This is a genomic window from Alkalihalobacillus deserti, assembly GCF_020734105.1.
GTDB classification, from domain to species: domain Bacteria; phylum Bacillota; class Bacilli; order Bacillales; family Bacillaceae_D; genus Halalkalibacter; species Halalkalibacter deserti.
Window position 1 is genome coordinate 38,410 of sequence record NZ_JAJAFR010000013.1, and the last position, 20,749, is coordinate 59,158.

20 protein-coding genes are annotated in these 20,749 nt (G+C 35.4%); 6 read left to right on the plus strand and 14 right to left on the minus strand.

The window, feature by feature from the left end; translation table 11 throughout:
- Positions 1 to 13: 13 nt before the first annotated feature.
- Together LDX58_RS18555 and LDX58_RS18560 are read left to right on the plus strand one after the other, a co-directional pair.
- The gene (locus LDX58_RS18555; protein ID WP_227938303.1) at positions 14 to 1,483 is read left to right on the plus strand and encodes a complex I subunit 5 family protein; all 1,470 of its coding nucleotides are present in this window, start codon (positions 14 to 16) and stop codon (positions 1,481 to 1,483) included.
- Between the two features lie 2 nt (positions 1,484 to 1,485).
- A complete protein-coding gene (locus tag LDX58_RS18560) occupies positions 1,486 to 3,042 on the plus strand; it encodes a proton-conducting transporter transmembrane domain-containing protein (protein WP_227938304.1) in 1,557 nt (518 codons plus the stop codon).
- A gap of 1,110 nt (positions 3,043 to 4,152) precedes the next feature.
- Here the strand turns inward: LDX58_RS18560 and LDX58_RS26105 are convergent.
- A complete protein-coding gene (locus LDX58_RS26105) occupies positions 4,153 to 4,284 on the minus strand; it encodes a hypothetical protein (protein WP_265416755.1) in 132 nt (43 codons plus the stop codon).
- Positions 4,285 to 4,446: 162 nt separating this feature from the next.
- Here LDX58_RS26105 and LDX58_RS18565 point away from each other — a divergent pair, with 162 nt between their 5' ends.
- Positions 4,447 to 5,001 carry a hypothetical protein gene (locus LDX58_RS18565; protein WP_227938305.1) on the plus strand — a complete coding sequence of 185 codons (555 nt, stop codon included), beginning with the start codon at positions 4,447 to 4,449 and terminating at the stop codon, positions 4,999 to 5,001.
- Between the two features lie 45 nt (positions 5,002 to 5,046).
- Here the strand turns inward: LDX58_RS18565 and LDX58_RS18570 are convergent, their stop codons facing one another.
- Entirely contained in the window at positions 5,047 to 5,274 is a 228-nt protein-coding gene (locus tag LDX58_RS18570) for a hypothetical protein (protein WP_227938306.1), read from the minus strand.
- A gap of 236 nt (positions 5,275 to 5,510) precedes the next feature.
- On the opposite strand from LDX58_RS18570, the gene LDX58_RS18575 reads away from it, so the two are divergent.
- Both LDX58_RS18575 and LDX58_RS18580 read left to right on the plus strand, forming a co-directional pair.
- Positions 5,511 to 6,230 carry a YndJ family transporter gene (locus LDX58_RS18575; protein WP_227938307.1) on the plus strand — a complete coding sequence of 240 codons (720 nt, stop codon included), beginning with the start codon at positions 5,511 to 5,513 and terminating at the stop codon, positions 6,228 to 6,230.
- Positions 6,214 to 7,497, plus strand: a complete 1,284-nt coding sequence (locus tag LDX58_RS18580; protein ID WP_227938308.1) for an MFS transporter — start codon at positions 6,214 to 6,216, stop codon at positions 7,495 to 7,497. The genes LDX58_RS18575 and LDX58_RS18580 overlap by 17 nt, the downstream gene beginning before the upstream one ends.
- Before the next feature lie 109 nt (positions 7,498 to 7,606).
- On the opposite strand, the gene LDX58_RS18585 is transcribed toward LDX58_RS18580, so the two are convergent.
- Positions 7,607 to 8,098, minus strand: coding sequence for a WG repeat-containing protein (locus LDX58_RS18585; protein WP_227938309.1), 492 nt, complete (start codon positions 8,096 to 8,098; stop codon positions 7,607 to 7,609).
- A gap of 191 nt (positions 8,099 to 8,289) precedes the next feature.
- On the opposite strand from LDX58_RS18585, the gene LDX58_RS18590 reads away from it, so the two are divergent.
- The gene (locus tag LDX58_RS18590) at positions 8,290 to 9,228 is read left to right on the plus strand and encodes a YndJ family transporter (RefSeq protein WP_227938310.1); all 939 of its coding nucleotides are present in this window, start codon (positions 8,290 to 8,292) and stop codon (positions 9,226 to 9,228) included.
- A gap of 280 nt (positions 9,229 to 9,508) precedes the next feature.
- On the opposite strand, the gene LDX58_RS18595 is transcribed toward LDX58_RS18590, so the two are convergent.
- From LDX58_RS18595 to LDX58_RS26110, 11 genes are all read right to left on the minus strand, one after another.
- Positions 9,509 to 10,639, minus strand: a complete 1,131-nt coding sequence (locus LDX58_RS18595) for a DNA-processing protein DprA (protein WP_227938311.1) — start codon at positions 10,637 to 10,639, stop codon at positions 9,509 to 9,511.
- Between the two features lie 14 nt (positions 10,640 to 10,653).
- The gene (locus LDX58_RS18600) at positions 10,654 to 12,708 is read right to left on the minus strand and encodes a RecQ family ATP-dependent DNA helicase (RefSeq protein ID WP_227938312.1); all 2,055 of its coding nucleotides are present in this window, start codon (positions 12,706 to 12,708) and stop codon (positions 10,654 to 10,656) included.
- A gap of 1,063 nt (positions 12,709 to 13,771) precedes the next feature.
- Complete coding sequence (locus tag LDX58_RS18605; RefSeq protein ID WP_308017573.1) at positions 13,772 to 14,872, minus strand: SIR2 family NAD-dependent protein deacylase; 1,101 nt, start codon at positions 14,870 to 14,872, stop codon at positions 13,772 to 13,774.
- 26 nt (positions 14,873 to 14,898) lie between these two features.
- On the minus strand, positions 14,899 to 15,345 hold the full coding sequence (locus LDX58_RS18610; RefSeq protein ID WP_227938313.1) for a hypothetical protein: 447 nt from the start codon (positions 15,343 to 15,345) through the stop codon (positions 14,899 to 14,901).
- Between the two features lie 100 nt (positions 15,346 to 15,445).
- The gene (locus LDX58_RS18615) at positions 15,446 to 16,135 is read right to left on the minus strand and encodes a DUF1643 domain-containing protein (RefSeq protein WP_227938314.1); all 690 of its coding nucleotides are present in this window, start codon (positions 16,133 to 16,135) and stop codon (positions 15,446 to 15,448) included.
- A 145-nt stretch (positions 16,136 to 16,280) separates the two neighbouring features.
- Positions 16,281 to 17,597 (minus strand): DUF4139 domain-containing protein, encoded by a 1,317-nt coding sequence (locus tag LDX58_RS18620; protein ID WP_227938315.1) that lies wholly within the window; start codon positions 17,595 to 17,597, stop codon positions 16,281 to 16,283.
- 80 nt (positions 17,598 to 17,677) lie between these two features.
- Entirely contained in the window at positions 17,678 to 18,661 is a 984-nt protein-coding gene (locus LDX58_RS18625) for a helix-turn-helix transcriptional regulator (RefSeq protein WP_227938316.1), read from the minus strand.
- A 441-nt stretch (positions 18,662 to 19,102) separates the two neighbouring features.
- A complete protein-coding gene (gene rmuC / locus LDX58_RS18630; RefSeq protein WP_227938317.1) occupies positions 19,103 to 19,339 on the minus strand; it encodes a DNA recombination protein RmuC in 237 nt (78 codons plus the stop codon).
- 245 nt (positions 19,340 to 19,584) lie between these two features.
- Entirely contained in the window at positions 19,585 to 19,938 is a 354-nt protein-coding gene (locus LDX58_RS18635; RefSeq protein WP_227938318.1) for a GAF domain-containing protein, read from the minus strand.
- Positions 19,939 to 20,022: 84 nt separating this feature from the next.
- Complete coding sequence (locus LDX58_RS18640; protein ID WP_227938319.1) at positions 20,023 to 20,220, minus strand: hypothetical protein; 198 nt, start codon at positions 20,218 to 20,220, stop codon at positions 20,023 to 20,025.
- A 29-nt stretch (positions 20,221 to 20,249) separates the two neighbouring features.
- Positions 20,250 to 20,372 (minus strand): hypothetical protein, encoded by a 123-nt coding sequence (locus LDX58_RS26110; RefSeq protein WP_265416756.1) that lies wholly within the window; start codon positions 20,370 to 20,372, stop codon positions 20,250 to 20,252.
- Positions 20,373 to 20,749: the final 377 nt, after the last annotated feature.

Here is a 20,749-nt window from a genome sequence, read left to right on the forward strand (position 1 = left end):
CGGGAGGTTAATAATGGAAGCGGCCGTCTGGGTTATCATTTTACCTTTATTAACCGCATTTTTTCTTGGAATTTTTAAGTTTTATTTTAAAAAGATTTTTTTTCCTCTAGTAACCGGTAGCGCAATCATATATCTTTATTTATTAATTTTAGTTATTCATAATAGTGATCACCCTAAAGTTTACAGTGTTGGTGATTGGGGGCTCTTGGGAATAAATTTAATGGTAGATCCTTTTTCCACCATGTTTTTGTTAATAATAGCTATATTATTTTTACCAGTTATTATTTTTTCCCTGAAATATATCAAAGTCATTCATAAACACAAATATTTTATTTTTACATATTTAATGATAGCCGGTATTGCAGGAATGGTTCTTACTGTTGATTTATTTAATCTTTATGTATTTTTGGAAGTGAGTTCTCTAAGTTCTATTGCTTTGACGGCGCTGAAAAAAACAAAAAAAGGATTAGAAGGTACTTTTAAGTATTTGATCATGTCTACATTAGGGAGCTTTTTTATTTTACTCGCTACAATCTTAACTTATTATTTAACGGGTACTCTAAATATGGCAGAAATTTCACTGGAATTTAAAGACATCCCTTTTACGATAAAAAGTGTACTTATGGCCTTTTTTGTTTTTGGCTATGGAATAAAGATAGGGTTAATTCCTTTGCATGCTTGGCTACCAGATGCTTATGAAGATTCCCCTATCCCTTATAATGTTTTATCTTCGGGATTGGTAATGAAATCTGCTGTATATGCATTAATCAGACTATTATATATTATGTTTGGAATTGATTTTCTAGATGAAAGTGGAATGTTAAATATTGGTGTTTTCTGGGGAGTCATTACTTTTATTATTGCTCATTTTTTAGCCTATCAGCAATCAAATTTAGTCCGGCTTCTTGCGTATTCTAGTATTGCCCAGATAGCGTATATCACTATCGGATTATTTGTAGGTAGTGAAGGAGGATTAATTGGTGGCAGTTTTCATATTCTAAATCATGCAATAATGAAAGGGACTTTATTTTTGGTTGTAGGAATTTTTTATTATAGTTTAAGCGCTGTTGAAATAGAAGATATTAAAGGGCTAGGTTATAAATTCCCCATACTTTCATTTATTTTTGTCGTTGCTTCTCTTGCAATAGTGGGCCTGCCTCCCTTCAATGGATTTATGAGTAAATGGCTTATTATTGAAGCAGCTCTAGAAGCTGGTTTTGTTTATGCTGCCTTTTTTATTCTGGTGGGAACGTTTTTATCTTTAACGTATTATTTAAAAGTAATTGTTAAGTTATATACAAAAACCGAAAAAAAACTATTAATGGAAGAACCAGATTTATCTTTAAGATTACCGACTATATTTCTGGGCAGTTTATGTATTGTATTTGGTTTAGTACCTTCATTACCTTTAAGTCTAATTAATAAAATTCCTAGATTTTTGCTGGATAATGGGGAATACATAAGAATAGTACTAGGAGGTTGAAGATGATTTCTCCAGGTTTCTTATATATAGCAGGTGCTATACTTTTACTTTTGCCCGTGAGTGATAAAATAAAATACATCATTTCTTTCCTCATTACTGCAGGAGCGCTTATTGTTACTTTTTATTTAATACCTGGTTATAGCTTACAACTGGATTTTCTCAATTATACTCTCACTCCTTTTAAAGTAGATAGTATCAGTAAATTAACTGGATTAATTTTTGCTGTCAGTGGCTTGGCTGCTGTCCTTTATTCAATTACTATATGTTCTCGAACTAATTTAAGGTTAATGTTTGTGTTTATTGGTAGTGCCCTCACCGTGGTTTTTTCCGGTGATCTGTTTACTCTGTATGTTTTCTGGGAGTTAATGACGATCAGTTCATCTTTTCTTATTATAATGGCAAGTGATTCAACTAAAAAAACGGGGTATTATTATTTTCTAATGCAGGTGGCAGGAGGTTTAAGTTTATTATGGGGGGTATTTTTACAGTATTCGGCTACAGGTAATTTATCTTTGAATGCTATAGAAGCTGGAATCCCCCTTTTTATGATTGCGGTAGCAATTAAGCTGGCCTTTGTCGGTGTCCATACTTGGATGCCATTGGCTTACAGCAAAGCTCCTTTTTATGTTGCAGTCGTTTTGTCAATCTATACGACAAAAGTGGGAGTATATGTAATGAGCAACCTGCTGTCCGGGATAAATATTTTGGCATATGCCGGTCTTATTTCGGCTTTGTTTGGAATTGTAATGGCCTTAAGGCAAAACCAAGTTCGTAAATTTTTGAGCTATTCCATCATAATCCAGGTTGGTTTTATGATTATTGGTATTAGTATTGGTACTGCAGATGGAATAGCTGGAGCTATTTTTCACCTAGTCAATCACATATTGTATAAAACTGTATTATTTATGGCAGTGGGAGTAGTCATTTATACAACAGGGAAAGATAATTTTGAAAATTTAGGGATCATGCGCAGTAAACTTCCCGTAACTTCGATAGCAACATTGGTAGCTTTTATGGGGATAGCTGGAGTTCCTTTTTTTAATGGATATATGAGTAAAACCATTATTAAAGAGGCTATACACGAACCATTATTAACCTGGGGTTTTAACCTAATGAGTTTTGGGACTTCTCTAATGTTTTTAAAATTTATCTATTATGCCTTTTTCAAAAACAGTACTATTAACGTAGATAAAAAACCAGCCATCAGCATGCAGTTAGGATTGGGATTGTTAACTGTTTTGATGATATTGATTGGTATTAATCCTTTTTTGTTAGAAAGTTTAACTAATATGAATGTAGATATTAATTATTTCGATACAAAACATTTGTTAAGTGGAATTCAACCTTTTCTCTGGTCAATTGCTGTATTTATTTTATTAAAGAAATATTTAGTGAAGAACTATGAGAAACTTCTATATTATGATATTTATCGTAAAATGGCTAAAATATTTGTAGCTACAGGCTATAAGTTAAGTAACTATCATGACGGAAAATTAAATAAATATTTGGTATGGGCAACTACCACTTTAATAATACTGTTGTTATTGTTAATGGTTTAATATCCATCTACTGTTATGATGGATATAGATTTGTATCTATAAAAGGGGTTAGTGGCTTAATAAGATGACTAGCTAAAGATGATCAAATCCCCAAAGACCATTCGTAGTAAGAAGTCTAAGCAAAGTTATTTGTTTGGCCTTTTTATCTTTTTTTAACTACTCTTGGTAGGTTAGTTTAGGTACATTTTTTCGCAAAGCCCTCTAAAAAAGAAGATCTTTTCTGAGTAGTATCAGTCCTACGTAATATAAGAGTTACTCCACAATCTGGCCTGTTTGTAGTATTAACCCCTGCCCCACAAAGCACACGTTAGGAACTAGGTGAATTAAACAACTAAAAAAAGATGCACCATACCTGGCACACCCTCCCCTACGAAACCGCTCCCCCTTCCACTATCTCCTTCTCAATATCCAACTTCTTACTCGGCAATCTCTTAAGGATTGCTACATTTCCAATATGGGTGCGTTGTATTCTAGCTGATTAACGTTTTCAAAGGCGAGCGGTGCTGGCACCGTTCGCTATCCGGTAGATCCCAATTTGAGTCACTTGCGGATTGGTGAGTGTTACATGAAAAAGACCTTATCCTCCGGTGTCATCTCCTCCATCACTTTCGGGTAATTCCAGAACCCTGTTCGAATCATACGGAATTTAGCCATATGAAATCCTTCTATCGTATGTATGTCTTCATATTTTTAATATGAAGGTGAGTTGGTTTTTGATAGGAGAATTTTAAAAAAAAATGACTATATATATCTATTAAGTTCTTGGAGATAAAAAGTAGATATCGATAACAATAGCGGTTTAGATTGCCTGCTCCAGCGCTCTAATTTCCTTCATTCCTCTACCAAAGTTGACAACAGGTATTTTCATTTTGGGGAGTGATTAGTCACTCCCCCTTGATGCTAAAAAGATAAAAGATCTATATTTAGATTCCAATCCAAAAAGCTAAACCTAGTTGCTTTCGCCTTTCAATCTTTATCTCTTTTTATTCCCTTTATTGTTATCACCGCTTGCTGGGACTTTGCCGTGTAATTCTGGTGCATTTTGATTACGGCTACCGCCTTTATTATATTTTTTGGTCATATTTCACATCTCCTTTCTTCATTCTTTCTTCAGTTTATCCCTTTTTTAAAAATCATATGTTTTTTCTTTTCGTACCTGTAGACTCCATTTTTTTTCCGTTTAGGCTCAAGGAGAATGGCTCCAATAACAGCTTGTTCGGCGACATCTGAGTGCTCACTCATCTTCTGCCTCCGTTAATCCAAGCTGCTTGTTTCTGTACGTATGAAACTGGTGGTTGTAAGTCCTGTGCGTTGAGACCGCCAAATGTTTCTGACATTTTTTAATAAACTTATCCATAAATGATAAACCCCAAATTGGGCAATCTAAAAATAGGAGGTATGAAAATGATCGCTTATTTTGGTACTATGAATAAAATTGAAGATTTTACTAGTGAAGAAAAGGTTCAAAACGTCAATAACGTTATTGGTACAATTGGATTTTGGCTTACATCTGATATTCATTCTGCTAAACGTTATGCAATAGGAACGGAGACGGTTTTTCAAAAGTCAGAAACGGAATTTTGGGAAGATGGAAAACCTAAAGTTATCCAAGTTGATAAGCTGAGAACTGGCTTTATTTACAAAATAATTATAGATGAACCAAACCTTAAAATATATGATTCTAATACCGTGGAGTCGTATGATTTGTTTATGAATGATCGTGACAAATATTGTGAATATTTTCATGCAAGAAAAAGAAATTTTACCTGGAAAGATGAGGCTACCCTTTTAAATATGGAGGAAGCCAATGAAAAATTTCGTAACAGCCTTATTCGTCAGGGGTATGAAGGCTTTGTCATTCAAAATTGCAAACTACAAAATGGGGTTACTGACTTGTATTGTCTTTTTTCAATAAAATCTCCGCTCATTTCAGATATTATACCAGTAGAAACTTTGTAGTGTGAAACGGTGCCTTGAAACAGTGCCTGCCCCAACAACTAACGCTTAAAAAAAGCGGGAGAGCAATCGCACTCCTTTAGTTGAAAAAGTAGCTATCCCCAACAAAAATATTCTATTTGATTTATGAAAAACACTTCCTTGGCGTTTCTCGTCTTCTTTGCCTATATGAATCTCACATAAAATATTAATATTGATATTAATGCCTGTGTCACTACCTGTAATTTGTCGAGAAGATTTCAACATGCTTTGAGATAGGCAGGCACCTAAATCCAATCTTACGCTCTAGTTCCAATATCTAAAAAAATGAACATGGCGAACAGTGCTAGGCACTGTTCACTAATACTCTTCAGTTGTGCGTTGACTCATCAACAATTTTCAGGTTTGTTTTACCGCTCTTTCATAACGTTCGAAGTTGCTATAATAGAACTGTAAGTATATTTTAGACTTTCAATAACTATTAAGAGTATACTAATTTCACAAGTTAATAAAACTGAAAGGAAACTACTGCTATGAAACATCCATTTTTTCCGGCTATTATTGGCGCGGTCATTAGTTTTGTCATCTTTACATTTGATTATTTCCAATTCAGTCTGATAGAGAAATTTTTAATGTTTGCGTCGTTTGTGATTATGCCACTAATTATTTTGTTAATTAACAACAAGGATCAAACAAAGTTTCAAAAAAAGATTTATTCCTTCATTACTGTTCTGCATTTTCCTGCAGCACTTCTTTCTTTAGCTTCCCTTATGAGCAACAAAACCTGGGAAACGGGAAATAGCGCTATTTCAGGATCTTTGTCTCTTGCGTGGCTTCTTTTTACTTTCTTACTCGCTTTATATGGATTGCTTCTAATTTTAGAGAAAAAAGAAAAGATCGAAGAAATAGCAATCGGTGCAGAGTTGATTTATTTTTTTATTGGAGGGATTTGGTATACCCTTTATCAATTTCAATTAACCTTTCTTCTAGTTGATCCTACAGTAAGTGCTTTAAGCTCCGTTCATTTTCATTTTTCATCTGCTATTGTTCCTATTTTTATAGCGAACAGTGCCTGGCACTGTTCGCTACAATCTAGAAGTGTTATAGTTTGGTCGAACTCGAAAACGAGAGGATTATTACAAAACAAACATGAAGTAGCTTGGTTGTTCAGTAAGTTATCATTACCGTTGCAGGAAATCTATATATATAGAAAAAAGCTAACAGGAGTAGAGGCAATTGGACAAACAAAATAGCAGATTCAGATGGGTTGTATTGGCTTCTGTATTGTTTACTTACTTATTAATGTCAAGCCAACGAACAGCCCCGGGATTGATTACGGACCAGGTTATGAGGGATTTCCATGTAACAGCATCAACGATTGGGTTACTGACCAGTATACAATTTTTTGTATACACTAGTTTGCAAATTCCAATGGGGATTTTGGCTGATCGGTTTGGGCCCAATATCTTTCTGATTATAGGTGCGATACTTACAGGTTTAGGCACAATCATTTATAGTCTTGGTACACATGAATTTGTCTTGTTTTTTGCCAGAATACTTACGGGAATTGGGGATGCGACCATCTGGGTCAATATGGTATTAATATTAAGCCAATGGTTTAAAGTAAAGGAATTTGTTCGATTAATTGGCCTAGCGGGAATGACAGGAAGTCTTGGGTTCCTTTTAGCGACAGTTCCTTTCTCCGCATGGATTAACTTTCTTGGTTGGAGGACAGCATTTTTTTCGGCGGGACTGCTATTATGTATACTTGGCATTCTCCTATTTTTTGTACTTATAAAAAAACCAAAACAAATCTTTCTTAATGATTCAGTATCTGTAAGAAATGAGAAACAACAACCACGTGAAAAAACCTTGGTTTTACTGCGAAGAATATTTTCGAATCGGCAGGCATGGGCTTTATTCTTTTGTCACTTTGGCGTTGTTGGTGGATATGTGGGATTTATCAGTTCGTGGGCAGTGCCTTATGGGATGAATATGTATGGCATGACACGTTCAGATGCGAGTCAACTCATAATGATTGGTCTGATTGGGGCTCTTATTGGTGCTCCTCTAACAAGTTGGATCTCAAGTCGGCTGGAAACTATTAAATGCCCTTATGTTGTTGTTCATATCACTATTTTATTGAGTTGGTCAGCTTTCCTTTTATTTAAAGGGAACCCACCATTTGTTATGCTCATTGTGCTTTTCTTTTTAATTGGCTTCGGATTTGGTGCAAGTGCCTTAACTTTTTCAGTCGTTCGTCAATCTTTTCCAATAATTGAATCTGGTATTGTCTCCGGGTTTGCAAATACAGGTGGATTTCTAAGTGCTGTATTGCTGCCAGGTATTTTTGGCAATGTATTGGATCATTTTCAGGTGGCTTCAGGCAGTATGAGTGATGGATATTACTACGGTTTCATCATTCCAGTGATCTTTTCAATGATTGGCTTGCTTGGGGTGCTTTCTATTAAGGAAAAACGTCAGGATGCAGGACATAAAACGAATAGCCACTCATCTTAGAGAAGCATGGGGACGGTTCTTACATGGGTCATTCGGAAGTTTTGCTCAAATTATGGGCTCTAAGTGGAGTGTAAATGGTTAATATCGGAAGAGCATCTTACTTCTGATACTAATCGCAAAATTTTTGAATGCCCGAGAAGTCTGGTAAATTATCCACTGCAGAGAATGGACCATCAATCTCAGTGACCATCTCACTTTGTTTGTTAATAAATCCATTTTTATATGTTCCTCTAAATACGCTTACAGCGGCTAAGCCATTTAAAAAGTTTTCTGCACGATCATACTCTGGTTCTATCACAAAATCCCCACTATCGTTAACAAATCCACTTTTGGTTACTCCATCTACCCACCTACTCACTTTTCCTAAATCTACCGAAAAATCAAATGTCTGGCCAATTTGAGGTTTAATGACAACCACGCCCTGTTTATTGATATAACCATACAATTCAGTTTCCGGATCCCTAAAACTAAAGAGAGAAGTGTCTGCCACCTCTACCTTAGGTGACTTACTAACGGGCAATTCTTTTTCTTTTGTTTCTAGTTCTATTTCTACAGGTTCACTGATTTGTTCATCATGATTGCAAGCAATTAAACTACTCATTGTTAAGAGAACTATTCATAAATGTTTTTTCATAATTCCTCATCTTTTTTTCTGATCAAAAAAACGCCACACCATCATAATCAATAAAAAGACGAGTGTTGCTTTTGCTGTTATCTTCAATGTAGACTATTAAAAGTTATTAAGAGTATACTATTTTCACAAGCTATGAGACAGAAAGGAAACCACATGATATGAAACATCCATTTTTTCCGTCTATTATTGGAGGAATCATTAGTTTTGCAATCTTTACATTTGACTATTTCCAATTTAGTCTGATAGAAAAATATTTAATGTTTGCCTCTTTTGTGATATTACCACTAGTTATTTTATTAATTAATAACAAGGAGCAAACAAAGATTCAACAAAATATTTATTATTTCATAAAAGTACTACATTTTCCTGCAGCACTTTTTTCTTTAACTTCCCTTATGTGCAACAAAATCTGGGAATTAGATAATAATGTAATTTCAGGAGCTTTGTCTCTTGGATGGCTCCTATTTACTTTTTTACTCGCTTTATATGGGGTGCTTCTAATTTCGGAGAAAAAAGAAAAGATAGAAGAAATTGCAATCGGTGCAGGACTAATTTATTTTTTTATTGGAGGTATTTGGTATACCCTTTATCAATATCAACTTAACTTTCTACATGTTGATCCTACAATAAGTGCTTTAAGCTCCGTTCATTTTCATTTTTCATCTGCTATTGTTCCTATTTTTATCGGAATGCTAGGACGAATCTTGGTCAAAAAAAGTTGGTATAACTGGTTAGTTGGAATTGACATAATCGGACCAATCTTGATTGCCATCGGGATTGTCTTTTCTAAACCACTAGAGATAATTGGTGTAAGCCTTTTTGCCTGCAATATTATCATTTATAGTATCTATCTGCTTTTGAAAATAAGAAAAAGATTTGAAATACGTAGTGGAAACTTATTTTTAACCCTTTCCACAGTTGCTTTTTACAGTATTATTGTCATTTCAATTTGTTATCCGATAGCGAAAAAGTTTTTTCCCTTAACCATTTTGGATATGGTACCTATATACGGATCGTTACATGCGTTTGGATTTGTGTTATTAGGACTGTTAGGATGGATTTTAATGATGTCTTCCTACCCCCATAAAACAAGCTAATAAAAAAGGTACGAGTCCCTTGGTACATTAATGTTTCAAGGGACTTGCACTAGTGTGTTTAAAGGATCTACTCACCAAAAGCAATTTAAATCGACAAATCGCACTGTTAATTGTAATTGTAAAATTTAGTTACTATCTATTAATACGGATGTTTCCACCACTTTCAGTTATCACTAAATGGGGGTCTGGCACCTTAAATTCAGTCGTAGTCCTGAGGCACATTTATAGTTGATAATTATGCTGCCAACAGTGCCAGGCACTGTTCGCTAGTATCTTTTATTTATTCCAAAAAACTTTCTAAACTTAACTGCTCATGTACCATATGTTTTTTCGGATTGTTATCTTGTGAATACCCCTTTTGGTTCTTGTAGTATTCGGCTGAAATGTCCATAAACTTTTTTGTTATTGTGTCTTTATCTAATCCCTTGACTGAAGCTAATTTGATTAAAGATAAAATCTGGTCATCAATATCAGTTAAGGACTGATTTTCCTGAGACACATCCTGCTTAAAAATCTGTTCAAATGAGGTGAATTCGCTTGCAAGTCCTTCTGTCTTTAATTTCTCTACTCCCACACTATTACCGATGACAAAAAGAGGAGACCATTTGTTTTTCAAATTTTCTTTTACACCTTCCCAGGTACCGCTTGATTTCTTTCCTGATATCTTTGATGAAGAAACAACTACAGCATCAGAGGGCGCATGTATAAATTTATTTCGTTGCATGGCATAAGATCCCGAGAAGGGGGCATCAAGTTTTTGAGCCGACATTAAAAGCAAATTCCCATTTGATATATGATTCCGTATATTGCTTTTTTTGACCCATTTCGCTAACCCTTCAGAAGGAAAGATGATTGCTTTTCCACCATTCTCAAGAGTAGCTTCAACCGCTGTAGTGTCGATTCCCCTTGCACCACCTGATACAATGACTACTCCATATGAAGCTGCCTTTTTTGAAATTTCAGCTGTTTGTTGCAGTTCAACATTGTTTGCATCTCTCGCTCCAACGACACCTAAGGTACGATGTGACAAAATCGATGGATCACCAGCATAATAGAAGAAAGGCGGTATGAATTTTTGAGTTAATTTTTTTAATCGATAAGGCATTTGGGCGCGAAACATAATGCCATAACCTTGGTGAACGATTTCTTTTAATTCTATTATGGATACACCTAGTTTTTGCCGAGATACAATTTTTTTTATAATTCTATCTTTCTGTGTCTCCGTTGTTTTAGTTAGGACGTTATCCATTTCAACAGTAGATAAATCAAATAATACCTCCGGCTGCATATTTTGCTCGCTCAATGATTTTACAACCGCATTCCACTCTATAATCGTTAATGGCGTCGTTTTTGTCTGTGTAAGTTGCGCACAAAAAAGATAAATGGCAAGTTCATTATTTGTAAATTCCATGACGTACACCTCATTTATTCACTACCGCTCGTATCTGAAAGTGCAAACGGCGTTACAGTAATATTTTCATACTTCTCCCCCAGAATTTCAGCTGCAACTGTAAAAGTCCATTTTGAATCTACGAAATCATCTACTAATAGGATGTTTTGATTGTTAAGATCTATTTCATCTTTTAGATACAAATGATCACGGACACTTTGCTCTTGAAGTATGCTGTTAAGAAGTGACTTTTGTTCTGGCTCATTTTGCTCTTTAGAGAATATATGTGCATATAAACATTGTAGTTCGTTTGCTAATCGTTTTGCAAACTCTGGAACAAGCTCTTTCCTTCTATTTGATGGAATTGGCACAATAACTAAATCGCTGATAATTATGCCTTTTTCTCTCAAGAACCTTCTTAGTTTGTCAGCTGAAGCTTTTACTAAAAGATCTGAAAATTCATTATCAATGTATTTTCCTCGTCTAGCCTCTTGCCCAATTTGCTCATGGTAATAACTCAACGCGAACCCTTTTTCGTGTTTAAATGAAAGTCTTTTATTAGTAACGAAGGATTTTTTTCGGGGTTCTATGATGATGTAATTCATCTTAAAGAAATCCGAAACCCTATCAACCTCGGCATGACTGACGTGATCATCAGTATAACTCCAATCCTCCCCTAAGCATGTACTGCATTTTTCGCACATTCTTGAATTCGGATCATCTAATGCCTTTGTTAAAAATGCCATTTGGCAGTCTTTGGTTTGTTGGAATTGAACAAGTTCTTGATATTCGCGAATCTTTATCTGAATGATAGAATCATAATAGGCTTGCTGATTTTCATATGGTTTCAAGGTACGGTGATAGCGTGAATTTGAATCTTTTCTTATGAAACCTTCAATTGATAATAATTTAAGTATTTGGTCAAGTGTAGTTGATTTGATATTCATTACTTGCTCAAGTATGGATTTCTTTACCTCATCGTTTTCACTGAGATAGTTGATCACCTGATAAATGTCTTCTTGTTTTGGAAATGAGTTATACATAAAATAATCATTAATTCGGTTTTCTTCATTTCCACCATAAAGTAGCACACAAATCGCATCATCAATTCCACGACCGGCTCTACCGATTTGTTGATAATGTTCAACCACCGATTTAGGCGTGTAATAATGAATAACGAAGCTGATATCATCCTTATCAAATCCCATCCCTAAAGCTATGGTAGAAACAAGAACTTTGATTTCATTATTAATTAATCCACTCTCTAATTCAATCTTTTTCTCTTCTTTAAGACCACTGTGATAAGCACTTGCATTAATTGAATTCTGCCTAAGCCACATCGCCAGGCGTTCACACTCTTTAATGGTAGTGGCGTAAATTATACCTGCACCTTCTAGCTTACGTATATTCTTAGCCAACCAAGCATATTTTTCTTCTGCAGAAGGAAGATATAGTTTATGTAGATGAAGGGATTCTCGTTGCAAATCACCTCGTATCACTTCGCAGTCTCCTAATTGTTTTGCGACATCTTCAATTACTCGGTTATTGGCTGTTGCCGTAGTCGCCAATACAGGAATGTTTTTCGGGAGTATTTGAATTAGAGAGTGAATACGTCTATAATCAGGCCTAAAATCATGACCCCAGTCCGAAATACAATGGGCTTCATCAACAACGAATAATCCTACTTCAAGTTGTGAAAGCAATTCAATAAAAGCATTATTTTGTAATTGCTCTGGAGTTATAAAGAGGACATCACACGCACCAGTGTTGCATCGATTTATTACCTCTTTCTTTTCCCCATTTGTTTTATTAACTTGACTATTAATACATTCTGCAACGATTCCATATTTTTCTGTACTAGTAATCTGGTTTCTTGTAAGTGCCAACAGGGGACTGATAATTAGTGTTACACCTTCTCCTTGTTCTCGAAGAATTTTTGTTGCTAAAAAATAAACTAAGCTCTTCCCCCACCCTGTCTTCTGAACAACAAGAACACGCTTTTTCTTTATGATACGATCAATGGCTTGGTCCTGACCAGAGCGGAAAGACGCATCAGGTCCAAATACTTGTTTTAATTTCGTTAAGTACATCGTTATCACCCTTTCACAGATTCGTCACCTATTACTATAAAAAGGGGCTTGATCACCCTTTTTCTAATCCATTACACCAGAAAATCATTCTTATCTACTAGGAAGTCTTCTACTTTACTTAATTTACGTTGAATGGTTATTGTCTTAATCGAGACTCGCTCTATATTAGTACTAGCATTTAGGCACAAACCTTACAAGTGCTTGCGAGTTATCTGAGGGAGGATAAATTGTCACTGCTTCCTTATGAAAGCTGTTAAACTTTTTTAGATTATTTCAAAACAATACTTTTGCACTTCCAAATCCAAACTTTTTTTCTTAGACTGAAGTGTCGTAATTAACCCCTAATTGTCACGATAAACATTTGAACTAACTCTTATTCTATAACTCCCAACCACTTATAACATCAGTCACAACACCATTTCCAACAAAAAATATTACAATACCTAATGATGATAAAAACGGTTGAATATTGCCAATAAACTCCCTATGGTCACTATTATCTGGAATTGCTATTCCTGTTATATTCATATATATCTAATTTGTGCATCGATATTGTTTCTGCTGTTGCATAAAGAAGTTCCGAAATATGAACCTTTATCTGACTTCTATCAAACTGTTTACCATACTTTTTAGAAGAAGGCTCTGAACTTGTTCCACCAACCGCTTCAATATAGAGCATTCTTGCTAAATCTGCCCCTTCCTTTTTATTTTCACAAAATAGATTCTAATATTTCTAATTTATTAAAAAAGTAGTACATGATAAAGTTTACTTGGATCACGACAGAACTTCTAGAAAAAAGAAAGTAGGTGTTATTAGATGTTATTAATGCTGTTTGTTCAGAGCTTGAAGAAAAGGGTTATGTTATTGTCAAACGAAAAAAAGAAATTAGACACAATGGTAAAAATATTATTGCTTCACAAACTCCATTTCTTGAAGTATTTTTATTAGCCTATAGAAGCTGTTCTCCAAATAAGATAATACCTGAGATAATGGTGCTAGACCTCCTGGTGCACAAACACTTTACTACACTGAGGTCTAGGACATCTGGGACACTTGCCTGTGTTATACTAACCCATCTACTTCCCTCAATAATTCTCCCACCTTTTCTTTAATAACAAGGTCAAACTCGGGGCTATTCTCATCAACTTCCATATTGATATAGACCGTTTTACCATTTGTCATTTGGGGAAGTTCATTGGCTGGGTAGACCTCCAGGCTCGTTCCAATCACAATGACGAGGTCTGATCGACGAATGTGATCAAGCGAGACGCTCCAGCTTTCCTCTGGTAGCATCTCCCCAAAAAGAACAACGCCTGGTCGAAGTAAACCACCGCAATGTATGCATTTTTCTTTATTTAGAAACTGTTGTTCACTCGCCGGTTTTGAGCATTCCTCACAACGAATTTTGTGTATCGAGCCGTGAAGTTCATACACGTGGTCGTTACCAGCAGCCGTGTGGAATCCGTCGACGTTTTGTGTAGAGATAGCCTGAATGATTCCTTTTTGCTCCCATGCCGCTAATATTTCATGGCCTTTATGAGGGGTGCACTGCTTAAGTCCATTTATCCGTATGCTATAAAATTCGTGGAATAAATCATAATTGTTATTAAGTGCTTCAGTTGTGGCAACCGTTCTAGGATCAACGTTTTTCCACCAACCTTCTTTTGAACGAAAATCTGGGATGTTTGATTCAGTAGACATACCTGCTCCTGTTAGCACGGTAGTATACGTCGCATTTTGAAGCCATGTCGCTAAAGTCACCACTTCAGGGGCATAACCAGGAAAACATAGGGCTGCCCATTTATCTAATCGATAAGAATCCAATCGCTTTCCGTACTTTTGCTCTCTTTCCTTTTGTAATGCGGTCCAAACTCGTTTTCTAAACTCAGGATGGACTTCACGAGGACGAAGAATAGGCCACGGATACTGATTCATTATTTGAAGTGCATTTTCCCAGGTATCAGCTATATTTTCTCGATTAGCAAAGTGAGTTTCTCGCGTCAGTTTTGTTAAGTTGTTAATTTCTTCATCAAGATCATCAAAGTTCATCTCATTAACTGCTTTTTTAAACTCCCATTGCCCAGACTGTTGCTCTTTTCCAAGTAACGTGATGCTCCCACTTTCTGCACCAAATGAAATAATGGTTTGCCAGCCATCTACCATAGTTATATCCACCCTTCTCTGTTTATTTATTCATTCATGTACGATTGATGATGTTTCTTTAAATAAGGATCTGTTTTTATAATCGTTTTTACATGTTCAAATCGCTCATTATTAATCTCAACTACACCATAATTCGAATAGAAATCTTCATTTAATTTGACGGTCATATACGTATCTCGCTCGGCTTCACATTCGATTGAATCATGAGCTTCTTCAATAAAGCTGTCTTCAATTTTAATTTCGTACGTGTCGTCCTTTCTATATACATTAACGTAATAAACCGGTTCATATTTCCCCGCTAAAATCCAGTTTTCGTTATGACTTAAATCACCAATATTCATATAAATATATCCATTTTTTCTAATCTCTTGCCCAATTGTCTCCCCTCTTCGCTCATATTCTTTTGTCATGTATTTCTCCTTCTGCCAAAAATAATAAATCAAAATCCCAAAAAGAATGAACCCGATGATCACGATAGCCCTCCTTTGTTCTTGTATAAGTCCTATTTTATTCATTCTTGGAGGGTACCCCTAAATCATTTTCAAAGGGGTCCACTATTGAAATTTGTTATTCTTAGTCTTTTGATCCATCAGTATTGGGGTGAAAGGTAGAATGATTTAATTGCTCGAACATGTCTTCAAGCCAATCTTTACACCTATTTGGAATCATTGGATTAGGATGACGATATCCCCACTTAGGTGATTGATACTGCAACCCGAAAATAGAGTGATGGTTTTGAAATTTTCTTACAACCTCACTTGCAAGCTTTCGAATGCTTCGATCTTGTCCCCAAGCTAAAATGATCTTCATCTGAGTATCTTTAAGCAAAAACTCATTTGCCCGATCATCAGCAAAAATCGAGTGCTGATTATAAGATTCTATTTCTTTGAGTTTTTCTCCGAACTCTTTCATTTTTCCTGAACATAAATTACTCAAATTGATAATTGAAATAACATTCCAATTCATCATCTTCATTAACCTCATTAATTGCAGTTGTGTTGGATCAACCTTAACTTCAACATAAGGAATATTTTTAAAATCATCGTGAACGATTGGGAATTGATAAGATGAATCTTTTGGACTACAACTACCGGGGTTTGCCATGACAATGACTGCATCTGGCCGTTCTTGACTTGCATACCCTTTTCGCATAATGACAGCATGATTTCTACACGGATACATGTTGTTGCCTATTTTAATTTGATAGAAACTTGCTATTGCCCTAAATTCTTTGCTTAATTGCTCAGCTGACCAAAACTCCATAATCCAATCCCCTCCACATAATTACTTTGATACTTTCATTGTATGAGCGCACAAATCCAGACCTTCATCAATTTTGTTTGGGGTGCAAAAAAAAGACACCTACTTTAGTTTCGTAGTAGGTGTCTTGTTGTTAGTTCCTATTTACCTAATCTCTATTTTTTATATAAACCGTGCGATCAATCACGTATTTGAACGATATAATTGTATCTACATCCGGTCCTACTTCTATGTTAAAAATGATGGATTGCGAGGTAACCTTCTCAAAATCGTGGCTTGTCTCAACCATTTCCCATCCACGGTCAGGAATAGAATGGTTGATTCTAACCATCACTGTTTCATCTTTTAGATTGTTCATGTAATAATGATATTCAATGAATTCTAGATTCTCTTCTTGATAGCGGTTAATTTCCATTGAATCACAGACAATATCAAATGCTTTCCCGAGTGTGAGTACGAGTGGTTGTTTTTTGGCTGTATGTGGAATTTGATCTTCGCCTATAAATTCTAAGAGATGATCAGAATCTGCTTGGTACACTTTTACTTTTCCTTTTGGCAATGGTATCTCAAGGTTGTTTTCTTTACTATTATCGATTTCAATTTTAATTTCTGGCTTCGTCGTATACCGACTTACTTCATAGATTTTTCGATACGTTCCTCTTTCAACATTTAGAAAGTTAATTTGCTTTTCTTGTTCGTCTTTGATCGTAACAGGGCGGTGCAAAGTGTACATATGTTGATCAGCAAAGCTCTTTTCTTCAAAACTCGATTCAACACTGCTATATACGATCATTTGATCATGATCGGTGTAATCATGTTCGTAAAGATGATCGATTTCTTCTACTCGATTGATTTCTCCGGCAATGAGTTTGAGCTGCGCATTTTCAAAAGTTGCCCCCGATTGATTATGGATTGCCACCCAACCGGTAAGCTGAAATTCATTTTCATTTAGATTTAAAACATAATTGGCATCCCACTTGATGCCTTTCGTTAGATAAGAGACATGAACCTTTTGATTAAGTGTAGCTTTTGGAACCTTCCAAAGTAGAGCAGGTTTGGCGATAAGCCCTGCTGGCAAAGACGGTAAAACAAGTTCCCCTTCCGGATTAATCACAATTTCCTTTGTATCAATGCGTTCACCAATAATCCCATCGGTAACACTTAATAGTCTAATAGAAAGCTTCTCCTCAGTCTTTTTATCATAAACGTAAATGATTTGGTCTAAATATTTATCTAATAACTTTGCCTTACTAACGAGATCAAAATCATAATTTAGTTCAAGAACATGAATACCGTTAATCATAATCGAATCAGTTTCTATTTTTTTAGCTACGTCTAAATATTGAATTTCCTCACAAGGCTCATTAGAATGTAAGTTTCGTACCTCTTTGACAAGACCGAATTGATTATTGTAAATGGTGATACTTAACCTTTGATTTTCTTCATTCGTTGATTGATAGCGCATCTTAATGTCCTCCTCTTCATTCATATTTTCATTATACCGAGAACACCTTTATGACCCCGAACAAAAAAATGGGGGGGGGCTTACTGATAATTCTTATACAATTTCTCCGCCTCAACCTTTAGCATCTGCACAAGCCTTGGTGGGTATAAAACTTTCACATCACTTCCCCATGTTAAAGTCCAACGTACCAACCCCTCACTAATAATCCCTTTCGTAAATAGCTTAAATGTTGAATCATTCACTGGACGAATGTCGGCTTTTCTACCAAAGCGATCGATCACGACATTAATGAGACTCGCAGAAAACTCCATTTCAATCTCTGTTTCTTCTCCTGCATACATATGAAACAGCTTTTCTGTGTATTGCGTAATGTTAAAATTTGAATCGGGTAGGAAGGTTTCATGCGTTTGGGTAATGTTTTTATAAATCCGATCAATCCGATAATGTCGAATTTCTTTTTTTGCTATGTACTCTCCAATTAGATAATAGTAATCATGATTCCAAACAAGAGCATACGGTTTAACTCGATATACATTTCCTTGGTTACTTAACACAAATTGTTTGTTCATGTTGTAACGACCATAACAGAATTCCACGATTGATTTTGTAGAAATAGCATCATGTAAGTCACTAATAATATATTTAACGTAATTATTTTCAGATTTTGAATGGTCTGCAAGCAAGATTCGATTTTCAAGTTGCTCTGCTAAATAAATGCTTGTTAACTTTTTTAGCCTTTCAATAATCTTTTCTGTATCAGCTTTTGGTATAAATTTCGCCGACGAAATTGCGTCAATCATTAAACGTAACTCATGAACTTCAAAAGGACGATTTTGATAGCTATAATAGATCGGCAAGCCATTCGCTTCTTGATAAGGGATGACAGCAAAAGTATTAACCATTTCTAACTCTTTTAGATCATTTTTCACTCCAACCGAATTAACGTCTAATCCATAGTCTTCTTCAAATAATTCAACAATTTCTTGCACGGATAGTTGATGATTTGAATCTGTATACTTTTTCAGAATTTCCATTAAAAGCAATAAGCGTGTGCGGTTAGACAATTGATCTCTCTCCCCTTTTCCTCTTCATCGTTCAATATCTCATTACGTTAGGTCAATTACGAGGAGTACCTCCCAAAAATAGAATTGGCTCGTTACCACACCGAAACTAAATAATGGAAGAAGATTCCTTTATCACAAATAATACGACAAGGTAACCTATTTGACCTGCAAGCTAATATGCTTAGAACAAACCCCTCTTTTAGCTTTTGTGCAAGACAAGTGATTAATAGAAGTTCCACCATGCAAGGTTGCTTATGTCAATAGTAACTTTTAGGCACTTCATCATTAGGTTCTATCACAAAATCCAGTTTTTTTGTGAAAATTAGATTCTAACTGTTTTTTATTGAATGAATCCAACAAAATTAATGAATAAACAAAAAGTTCCTGATCTCCGTTACTTAAAGCACTGGGGATGAGGAACTTTATTAAGGTTTCTATTTATTAGTCAATTAAAACAAGAAAATCATTCTCCGTTACAGGTAATTCTTGTACTTTGCTTAGTTTACGTTCAATGTTTCTTGTTTTGCTCGACACTCTTTCCATATTGTTATTGGCTTCTTGAAGTTTCTTTTGTGTCTTATCTAATATCTCTCCGAATTTCCCAAACTCTGTTTTCACTTTTCCGAGCGTTTCCCAAACCTCACTTGATCTTTTTTCAATCGCAAGTGGATGGGACAATGGGACAGGTCCCTCGTCCCATTCTTAATGAATACGATGAATTACGCACTTTGAAATTCTAGTTATCTCTCGAAAACTGACTTACTGTCCGCTATTCAACTTTTTGAAGTAGACTAATGCAGCACTATGTTTTTCTTGTCCAGTAGCATACTTTTCCAGATGTTTTCTCTTGAATTGTTTCTTGAAAAAAGTGTACATCCTTAATATTCATACTGTACTCATTAACTTAGCTTGAACTAATCCTCTTAAGCGTTCATGCCCATAATTGATAAGAAAGAATATCGTCCATTTTGTTTTTTTTGAAAACGATCATCTTCAGCTACGTTTGATACAATTTCTGATTTACCACTATTCCAAACGCTACCAGCAAAGCCCTGCCCTTTTTCAAATAGTCTTGTGCGTGAAGAACTTGCACCGATACGTATATACTCTCTAATATGTAATTTACTATCTTCTCTAATTTCAAACAATACAACCGACTTATCACTTTGATCTTTCGTCAAAATGGTAATACATTCAGACAGCACATTCTTTATCATCTCATCAATGTAATCTTTCTTGTCATCATGAAAATCAAACAAGAATGACATGGATCCCATTATTCTGCTTGCATTTTGATGATGTCGAATGAAAAAGGAAGTGTCCCCATTTGAATGATGGAAACCATTTTCTGAAGCACATCTTCAAGATCCTTCTTCTCCTTTTGATGAGTCGCTCACCTTTTCATAGGCGGTATAGAAGTCCGGTGGAACAAGATGGTTGACCGGATCTAAAATCTTCGGCATCATCCCAAACGCCACCGCCTCCTCCTCTGTCCAATCAAGAGGATAAAGAGAAAAGTTACCGACAAAACGATTTCCCTTTCCATACCCATCACTCATAATCGGTATTCGTGCCGCACTTAAAATCTCTAAATCTCTATTAATGGTTCGTTCCGTGTTTCACACCTGTCTGCTAGTTCCTTTGATTTAATCCCAGCGCTTGATTGAATGAGATTTATGATGCGGATTCGTCTTATTAGTTTATCTGACATGGTGAGGACGTCCTTTCTATTACTCTATTATTTCACCACAACCTATTTTTACCATTTTACCAATTAACCTGATGAATAACTAATTTCATTATGTAATTTTAAATTAATTTCACCAGTTTGAAAGTTCTACTCTCCTAACAGAAAAATAGTTGTATCATGTACATGCGACAAATGCTAAAAATTCACCTGTTGGCAAAGTGCCTCCCACATGGTAAAAGCGTCCTTGTCGAACGGCACCCAAAGCGTATATGTGTTCAAAAAAAGTGATCCCAATTTCGTGAGATCACTTTCCGGAGTTTTTTCAACAATAGCGCCTGATTGTGGAAGATTGAAAAATACTAATATATAATATCTCGGGTTTCTGAACTTATGTCCTA